Source organism: Pseudomonas sp. NCIMB 10586 (genome assembly GCF_023127895.1).
Taxonomy (GTDB): domain Bacteria; phylum Pseudomonadota; class Gammaproteobacteria; order Pseudomonadales; family Pseudomonadaceae; genus Aquipseudomonas; species Aquipseudomonas synxantha_A.
Genome location: NZ_SPKQ01000030.1, coordinates 22,195 through 30,021, shown reverse-complemented (window position 1 = coordinate 30,021; position 7,827 = coordinate 22,195). Strand labels below are relative to the sequence as shown.

General features: G+C 60.0%; 7 protein-coding genes. 5 read left to right on the top strand and 2 right to left on the bottom strand.

Annotated elements, in window-relative coordinates; all coding sequences use genetic code 11:
• Positions 1–142 precede the first annotated feature (142 nt).
• Both E4P01_RS12550 and E4P01_RS12545 read right to left on the bottom strand, forming a co-directional pair.
• Positions 143–1,636, bottom strand: a complete 1,494-nt coding sequence (locus E4P01_RS12550; protein ID WP_032878059.1) for a CoA-acylating methylmalonate-semialdehyde dehydrogenase — start codon at positions 1,634–1,636, stop codon at positions 143–145.
• Positions 1,637–1,675: 39 nt separating this feature from the next.
• Positions 1,676–3,025 (bottom strand): aspartate aminotransferase family protein, encoded by a 1,350-nt coding sequence (locus E4P01_RS12545; protein WP_216090698.1) that lies wholly within the window; start codon positions 3,023–3,025, stop codon positions 1,676–1,678.
• Positions 3,026–3,151: 126 nt separating this feature from the next.
• On the opposite strand from E4P01_RS12545, the gene E4P01_RS12540 reads away from it, so the two are divergent.
• From E4P01_RS12540 to E4P01_RS12520, 5 genes are all read left to right on the top strand, one after another.
• Positions 3,152–4,072: a LysR family transcriptional regulator gene (locus tag E4P01_RS12540; RefSeq protein ID WP_003188270.1), complete on the top strand. Its 921-nt coding sequence runs from the start codon at positions 3,152–3,154 to the stop codon at positions 4,070–4,072.
• A gap of 87 nt (positions 4,073–4,159) precedes the next feature.
• On the top strand, positions 4,160–5,554 hold the full coding sequence (locus E4P01_RS12535; RefSeq protein WP_078820208.1) for a nucleobase:cation symporter-2 family protein: 1,395 nt from the start codon (positions 4,160–4,162) through the stop codon (positions 5,552–5,554).
• 87 nt (positions 5,555–5,641) lie between these two features.
• Complete coding sequence (locus tag E4P01_RS12530) at positions 5,642–6,301, top strand: TetR/AcrR family transcriptional regulator (protein WP_005784489.1); 660 nt, start codon at positions 5,642–5,644, stop codon at positions 6,299–6,301.
• A gap of 14 nt (positions 6,302–6,315) precedes the next feature.
• On the top strand, positions 6,316–6,897 hold the full coding sequence (locus E4P01_RS12525) for a YigZ family protein (protein ID WP_216090697.1): 582 nt from the start codon (positions 6,316–6,318) through the stop codon (positions 6,895–6,897).
• Positions 6,898–6,952: 55 nt separating this feature from the next.
• Positions 6,953–7,639, top strand: coding sequence for an SDR family oxidoreductase (locus E4P01_RS12520; protein WP_005784485.1), 687 nt, complete (start codon positions 6,953–6,955; stop codon positions 7,637–7,639).
• The last annotated feature ends 188 nt before the right edge of the window (positions 7,640–7,827 follow it).

The window sequence follows — 7,827 nt, the reverse complement described above, 5'->3', positions numbered from 1 at the left end:
CGACTGCGCCGGAAGTGGGGCGAATTATAGGCTTCCAGAATCTGCCGTCAACCTTCTTTTTCACATTTCTGTCATATCGGTCGAAAATGCCTTAGAAACGCGAAAGCCGGCCCCAAGGGGGCCGGCTTTCGCTTATCGAGTCTTACAGACTAGGGAAGGCGAACTGCGACGCTTCATGACTGGCCCGTTGCGGCCAACGCTGAGTGATCGCCTTGCGACGGGTATAGAAACGCACCCCGTCCGGCCCATAGGCGTGCAAGTCGCCAAACAGAGAGCGCTTCCAGCCACCGAAGCTGTGATATGCAACCGGCACCGGCAACGGTACGTTAACCCCTACCATGCCGACCTCAATCTCATCACAGAACAGCCGCGCTGCTTCACCGTCACGCGTGAAGATGCAGGTACCGTTGCCGTATTCATGATCGTTGATCAGTTGCATCGCCGCTTCCAGGCTATCCACCCGGACCACGCACAACACTGGCCCAAAGATCTCTTCTTTATAGATCCGCATCTCGGGGGTAACGCGGTCGAACAGACTGCCGCCAAGGAAAAATCCTTGTTCATGCCCGGCAATGCTCAAGCCGCGACCATCAACGACCAGCTCTGCACCCGCCGAAACACCCTCTTCTATATAGCCACTGACCTTATCTCGTGCCTGCCCCGTCACCAACGGGCCCATATCCAGGCCACAGGAGGTGCCCGCGCCGATCTTCAACGCCTTGACCTGCGGCACCAGCTTAGCGATCAACGCGTCCGCCACCTGGTCGCCCACGCACACCGCCACCGAAATCGCCATGCAACGCTCGCCGCAAGAACCATAAGCCGCGCCCATCAAGGCACTCACGGCGTTGTCCAGGTCTGCATCCGGCATCAGCACCGCATGGTTCTTCGCCCCGCCCAACGCTTGCACACGCTTGCCGCGCTTGGTCGCTTCGCTATAGATGTACTCGGCAATCGGCGTCGAGCCTACAAAGCTCAAGGCTTTAACTTCCGGCGCTTGAATCAATGCGTCCACCGCGCCTTTGTCGCCGTGCACCACACTCAGTACGCCTTTAGGCAGCCCAGCCTCCTGCAACAGTTGCGCGATCAACAACGTAGAACTCGGATCACGCTCCGAAGGTTTGAGGATGAAACAGTTACCGCACACAATCGCCAGCGGGTACATCCACAACGGCACCATCGCCGGGAAGTTGAACGGGGTGATACCCGCCACCACGCCTAGCGGCTGGAAGTCCGACCAGGCATCAATGTTCGGCCCCACGTTGCGGCTGTATTCGCCCTTGAGAATCTCCGGTGCCGAGCACGCGTACTCCACGTTCTCGATCCCACGCTTGAGTTCACCCGCCGCGTCTTCCAGGGTCTTGCCATGCTCCTCACTGATCAACTGCGAGATACGTGCTTCGTTTTGCTCCAGCAACTGCTTGAAACGGAACATCACCTGGGCACGCTTGGCTGGAGGCGTATTGCGCCAGGCCGGAAACGCCGCCTTGGCTGAGTCAATCGCCTGTTGAATGGTTTCACGGCTGGCCAACGGCACCTGGTGAATCACCTGGCCGGTAGACGGGTTATAGACGTCGGCACTACGACCGCTGTCGTTGACCAGCTCACCGTTGATCAAATGCTGGATAAGGCTCATGCAGGGCTCCTGAAAAATTGTTCTATATAGAAGGAGAAATCAGTCGATCTTGTTCAGCACGTCGCCGACCGCGTCAAACAGACGGTCCAGGTCCTGCGGCTTGCTGTTGAAGGTTGGCCCGAACTGCAGGGTGTCGCCGCCAAAACGCACATAGAAACCGGCCTTCCACAATGCCATGCCGGCCTCGAATGGACGCACGATGGCATCCCCATCACGCGGGGCAATCTGGATAGCACCGGCCAGGCCGTAGTTGCGAATGTCGATCACATTCTTGCTGCCCTTCAAACCGTGCAGCGCATTCTCAAAGTGCGGTGCGACTTCGGCTACGCTCTGCACCAGGTTTTCTTTCTGCAACAGGTCCAATGCCGCCAAGCCCGCCGCGCAAGCCACAGGGTGCGCCGAGTAGGTGTAGCCGTGGGGGAATTCCACGGCGTACTCCGGCGTCGCCTGGTTCATGAAGGTCTGATAGATCTCGCTACTGGCAATCACCGCGCCCATCGGGATAGCGCCGTTGGTGACTTGCTTGGCGATGCACATCAGGTCCGGCGTCACGCCGAAGCTGTCGGCCCCGAACATCGAGCCGGTGCGGCCAAAGCCTGTGATCACTTCGTCGAACACCAACAGGATATTGTGCTGGTCGCAAATTTCGCGCAGGCGCTTGAGATAACCCTGCGGTGGCACCAATACACCAGCGGAGCCGGCCATCGGCTCGACAAACACGGCGGCAATATTCGACGCGTCATGCAGCTCGATCAGCTTGAGCAACTCATCGGCCAAGGCAATACCGCCCTGCTCCGGCATGCCCCGGGAGAAGGCGTTGCTGGTCAGCAAGGTGTGAGGCAGGTGGTCGACATCCATCATCGCCTGGCCAAACAGCTTACGGTTACCGTTCACACCGCCCAGGCTGGTACCAGCGATGTTCACGCCGTGGTAACCACGGGCGCGACCAATCATCTTGGTCTTGGTGGCCTGACCTTTGAGGCGCCAGTAGGCCCGCACCATCTTCACCGCCGTATCGGCACATTCAGAGCCCGAATCGGTGAAGAACACATGATTCAGGTTGCCTGGGGTCAGGTCGGTGATCTTTTCCGCCAACTGGAAGGACAACGGATGACCGTATTGGAAGCCCGGAGAGTAGTCCAAGGTGCCCAATTGCTTAGCGACCGCTTCCTGGATTTCCTTGCGCGTATGCCCGGCGCCACAGGTCCACAGGCCCGACAACGAATCATAAACCTTGCGCCCCTTGTCATCGGTCAACCAGCTACCCTCGGCGGCCACGATCAGGCGTGGATCGCGCTGGAAGTTGCGGTTGGCGGTGTAAGGCATCCAGTGCGCATCCAGCTTCAATTGACTGGCCAGGGACGATGGGGCGTTTTCGGGCATGTTCATCAGCAAAACCTCGCAGGGCAACAGGCAGCGTCGGGATTGAAAAAGCGTTGTTGCAGCTAAATTGCCACGGGGATAAAGTCGGTGAAATCCAACTCTTCTAACCTTCAGTCAGGACTTCACTAAACTATGAGCAGCCGTCGTCCCGACCCTTTGGCCCAAGTCAGCGACTTCGACATTCGCTTGCTGCGCATCTTTCGCAGCGTGGTGGAATGCGGCGGCTTCTCGGCGGCAGAGACCGTGCTCGGCATCGGCCGCTCGGCCATCAGCCAGCAGATGAGCGACCTGGAGCAGCGGCTCGGCCTCAGACTTTGCCAACGCGGCCGCGCCGGTTTTTCCCTGACGGAGGAAGGCCGCGAGGTTTATCAGTCAGCCCTGCAATTGTTGAGCGCCCTGGAAAGCTTTCGCACCGAGGTCAACGGCCTGCACCAGCATTTGCGCGGCGAGTTGATCATCGGCCTCACCGACAACCTCGTCACCCTGCCGCATATGCGCATCACCCACGCACTGGCGCAGTTGAAGGAGCGCGGCCCGGACGTGCAGATCCAGATCCGCATGATCGCCCCCAATGAAGTAGAACAAGGTGTACTTGATGGCCGCCTGCATGTCGGCGTGGTGCCCCAGGCCAGCGCCCTGTCGGGTCTGGAATACCAACCGCTGTACAGCGAGCGCTCACTGCTTTATTGCGCGGTCGGGCACCCGCTCTTTTACGCCGACAACAAACAACTCGATGACGAGCGCATCGATAGCCAGGACGCCATCGCCCCTACCTTTCGCCTCCCCGCAGAGATCCAGGCCCACTACCAGGCGCTCAACTGCACGGCCAGCGCTTCGGACCGTGAAGGCATGGCGTTCCTGATCCTCACTGGCCGCTATATCGGCTACTTGCCCGATCACTACGCCAGCCTGTGGGTGCAACAAGGCCGACTGCGCGCGCTGAAACCGGCTACACGTTTTTACGATTTGAGCCTGGCATCGGTCACGCGCAAAGGCCGGCGCCCTCATTTGGTGCTGGAAAGTTTCCTTGAAAGCCTGGCCGCGACGCGCTAACTCGGGCCTCACGCAAAAAGCTGAGCACATGGACAGCTTTTTGCAAGGCACAAGGACCTTGAACCGTCCGCCTCGAGTCTACCCGCCATGCCACCAGAATCTGCCAGCCCCAGCGACCTGATCTACGGCCTCAACGACCGCCCCAAACCACTGCCGGCTCTATTGGCAGCACTACAACATGTGCTGGCGGCGTTCGTCGGCATCATTACTCCGCCGCTGATCATCGGCTCCACGCTCGGCCTCACCGCCCACCTGCCCTATCTGATCAGCATGGCGCTGATGGTGTCCGGCGTAGGCACGTTCATCCAGGCACGCAGGCCGTATGGTATCGGCGCCGGTATGATCTGCCTGCAAGGCACTAGCTTTGCGTTTCTCGGCGCGGTGTTGGCGGCAGGCTTTCTAGTCAAGCAACGCGGCGGCAGCCCGGAAGACATTCTGGCGATGATCTTCGGCGTGTGCTTCTTCGGCGCGGCGGTACAGATCGTGTTGAGCCGCTTCATCGGCCAACTGCGTCGTGTCATCACCCCCCTTGTAACGGGGATCGTCATCACGTTGATCGGCATCAGCCTGATCAAAGTGGGGATTACCGACCTCGGCGGCGGTTTTAATGCGCCAGACTTCGGCGCCCCTGCGAACCTGGCACTCGGCCTGTTCGTGGTACTGACAATCATCCTGCTTAACCGCTCCAATACCCCGTGGGTACGCTTGAGCGCCATTATCATCGGCCTGGCCCTGGGGAGCCTCGCGGCGTGGTTCAGCGGTAAACTGGTGCCCCAAGCCCTGCCCGACTTGCCCTTGATCAGCCTGCCGATGCCGTTCCGATTTGGTTTCAACTTTGACTGGAGCGCTTTCCTGCCGATTGCGCTGATTTATCTGATCAGCAGCATCGAAACCGTCGGCGACCTCACGGCCAATTGCATGATCGCCCGCCAACCCATCAGCGGTGCATCTTATATAAGCCGGCTCAAGGGCGGCGTGCTGGGCGATGGCGTGAGCTGCATGATTGCCGCCACCTTCAGCGCGTTCCCCAACACCACCTTTGCCCAGAACAATGGCGTGATCCAGCTCACCGGCGTGGCCAGCCGTTACGTCGGTTTGTATATCGGTGTGCTGCTGTTCTGTCTGGGCCTGTTTCCATTGATCGGCGCCGTACTGCAGCAAATCCCCAAGCCGGTGCTGGGCGGCGCGACCCTGGTGATGTTCGGCAGCGTGGCCGCCGCCGGCGTGCGTATCCTCGCCCAGGCGCCGCTGGATCGACGCAGCATGTTGATCATTGCCACCTCGTTTGGCGTCGGCCTGGGTATCGCCGCTCAACCCAACTTGCTGCACCTGATGCCGACACTGGTACAGAACCTGTTCGACTCGGCCATCACCAGCGGCGGCCTCACCGCCATCGTATTGTGCCTGTTGCTGCCGGAAGCCAAGGCGAGTACATGCGCTACAAACCCAACAGCGCAAAGCGAAAGCCTGGAGCCGCTTTGACGGTTTTATTGCATCGGGACTTGTCTGAGGCTTGAGGGTGGGTTATCTGTGCACACGTCGCCTTTATCGATCAGCACGGAAACCTCCATGAGCCTCGAAGTTCCTGCCCACAGCAACCACGCCGGTAAACCCGCCAGCCGCATTCGGCAAAAGAACGAACAAGCTATTCTCCAGGCTGCTGAAGATGAATTCGCCCGCCATGGCTACAAAGGCACCAGCATGAACACCATCGCTGCCAGTGCCGGGCTGCCCAAGGCCAACTTGCACTACTACTTCACCAACAAGCTGGGCCTGTATATCGCGGTGCTCAGCAATATCCTCGAATTATGGGACAGCACCTTCAACGCGCTGACCGCCGAGGATGACCCGGCCGTGGCGCTTGCGCGCTACATCCGCACCAAGATGGAGTTCTCGCGGCGCCAACCACAAGCCTCGCGGATCTTCGCCATGGAGATCATCAGCGGCGGCGAATGCCTCACCGAATATTTCGGTCAGGACTATCGCGCCTGGTTCAGTGGCCGAGCCGCGGTGTTCCAGGCGTGGATCGACGCCGGCAAAATGGACCCCGTCGATCCCGTGCACTTGATCTTCCTGCTGTGGGGCAGCACCCAGCACTACGCCGACTTCGCCACCCAGATCTGCCGAGTCACCGGTCGCACCAAGCTGACCAAGCAGGACATGGAAGACGCCGGCACCAACCTGATCCATATCATTCTCAAAGGCTGCGGCATCAAGCCGGCCCTATAAAAACGAAGCGAGTTATGTCTTTTACGCTGACAGGCTTTTGCGAATTTCGTGAAGAAATACGCAAAAGCCGCTTTATCACCTTGGCGGTGCCGATCACCAGCCCGCAGGACGCCCAGGCGTTTTTCGAGCAGCACAGCGACCTGAACGCCACACACAACTGCTGGGCCTGGAAGCTGGGCGATCAATACCGCAGCAACGACGACGGCGAACCCGGTGGCACCGCCGGGCGACCGATCCTCGCGGCTATCGAGGCCCAGGGGTTCGATCAGGTCGCGGTGCTGGTGATCCGCTGGTACGGCGGCATTCAATTGGGGACGGGCGGACTCGCCCGCGCCTACGGTGGTGGCGCAAACAAATGCCTGCAAAATGCCGAGCGCATCGAACTGATCAGCCGTGTGCCCCTGAGCTGCGCCTGTGGGTTCTCCGAGCTGAACCTGGTGAAGCTGCGCGTCGCCGAACTCGGCGGTTTAGTGCTGGAAGAAACCTTCACCGCCAACGGCGTGGAGCTATACCTTGCGCTGGCAGGGGCACACATCGACACCCTGCAAACCCAGCTCGCCGACCTGAGCCGTGGGCGCATCCTGCTGCAACGCTGAAACTGCTACTGTTAGGCGCTGAACTCCCTGAACCGCGACTTCAAAGGAAGCCTTTATGTCTACACCAAAAACCGCACTGATCATCGGCGCCTCGCGCGGGCTGGGCCTTGGCCTGGTCAAGCAACTGCTCCAGGATGGCTGGGACGTCACCGCCACCGTGCGTGATCCGCACAAGGCCGATGCCCTCAAAGCCGTGGGCCCGGTGCAGATCGAGAAATTGGATATGGATGATCAGCAAGCCGTGATCGCCCTGGCCCAACGCTTGAAAGACCGCACCTTCGACCTGCTGTTCGTCAACGCTGGCGTCAAGGGCCCGGCGAACCAGGAGCCAGGCCACGCCACCCTCGCAGAGGTCGGCCAGCTGTTTTTCACCAACGCCGTGGCGCCGATCAACCTGGCCCAGCGCTTTGTCGGGCAGATCCGCAAAGACACCGGCGTGCTGGCGTTCATGAGTTCGGTGCTGGGCAGCGTGACCATTCCCGACGGTTCGGACCTGGCGCTGTACAAGGCCAGCAAGGCTGCCCTCAACTCAATGACCAACAGCTTTATCACCCAGTTGGGCGACCACAAGCCGACGGTTCTGTCGCTGCATCCGGGCTGGGTGAAAACCGACATGGGCGGAGAGAACGCACATATCGACGTCGACACCAGCGTGCGCGGCCTGGTGGATCAAGTAAATGCCTACACCGGCAAGGGCGGCCATCACTTCGTGGACTACAAGGGCGACACCATCGCCTGGTAAATACACCGATCAACCTGTGGGAGGGGGCTTGCTCCCGATGGCTGAGTGTCAGTCAATGCTGTGTGGACTGGTCCACCGCTATCGGGAGCAAGCCCCCCTCCCACTCTGTACCTACTCCTACAGCTAGACCCCGTAATGAACTACACGTAATCTAGCCCCCTCGCCCTCCCCGGCGACCCTGGATCAGC

What these genes read in the sequence shown, in the direction of transcription:
- E4P01_RS12550 (WP_032878059.1), bottom strand. Translation starts at nt 1,636, where the DNA reads ATGAGCCTTATCCAGCATTTGATCAACGGTGAGCTGGTCAACGACAGC.
- E4P01_RS12545 (WP_216090698.1), bottom strand. Translation starts at nt 3,025, where the DNA reads ATGAACATGCCCGAAAACGCCCCATCGTCCCTGGCCAGTCAATTGAAG.
- E4P01_RS12540 (WP_003188270.1), top strand. Translation starts at nt 3,152, where the DNA reads ATGAGCAGCCGTCGTCCCGACCCTTTGGCCCAAGTCAGCGACTTCGAC.
- E4P01_RS12535 (WP_078820208.1), top strand. Translation starts at nt 4,160, where the DNA reads ATGCCACCAGAATCTGCCAGCCCCAGCGACCTGATCTACGGCCTCAAC.
- E4P01_RS12530 (WP_005784489.1), top strand. Translation starts at nt 5,642, where the DNA reads ATGAGCCTCGAAGTTCCTGCCCACAGCAACCACGCCGGTAAACCCGCC.
- E4P01_RS12525 (WP_216090697.1), top strand. Translation starts at nt 6,316, where the DNA reads ATGTCTTTTACGCTGACAGGCTTTTGCGAATTTCGTGAAGAAATACGC.
- E4P01_RS12520 (WP_005784485.1), top strand. Translation starts at nt 6,953, where the DNA reads ATGTCTACACCAAAAACCGCACTGATCATCGGCGCCTCGCGCGGGCTG.